Raw genomic sequence first — 424 nt, 5'->3', positions numbered from 1 at the left:
GTGCCATCACCGTTATCGGTTACCGTGCCTTCATCACCAGAGTAATTGATGCTGGTAACGCTAAGGTCATCGCCATCAATATCAATCGCACCGCTCAATAGATCTTCTTGAGTGAACAGGATGCTGCCATCCTCTTCGATGTGGTACATGCCTGGGGCAACAATTGGAATGTCATTCACCGGATTCACGGTCAATGTCATGTCATTGGCGGTACTTAGCTCACCATCACTCACTTCATAGGTGAATGCGATATCACCATTGAAATTTTCCGAAGGTGTTACTGTGTAAGTACCATCGCCATTGTCTACGATACTTGCATTCGGATCGTTGGTTTCTAGCGCGCTAGCAAACAGTTCATCACCATCTTGGTCACTCGCGTTCTCCAGCAACATCGCTTGTGTAACGAGAATTGAACCATCTTCGT

General features: G+C 46.7%; 1 protein-coding gene. It reads right to left on the bottom strand.

Annotated features, from left to right (window positions below):
* Positions 1 to 424 (bottom strand): tandem-95 repeat protein (locus AB4653_RS09195; RefSeq protein ID WP_372103935.1); only part of this gene is annotated, 424 nt, incomplete at both ends.

The organism is Vibrio sp. 10N.222.48.A3, assembly GCF_041475345.1.
GTDB lineage: Bacteria > Pseudomonadota > Gammaproteobacteria > Enterobacterales > Vibrionaceae > Vibrio > Vibrio tasmaniensis_A.
Note: the sequence above shows the minus strand (reverse complement) of the source record. Positions and strands in the feature narration are given on the sequence as shown.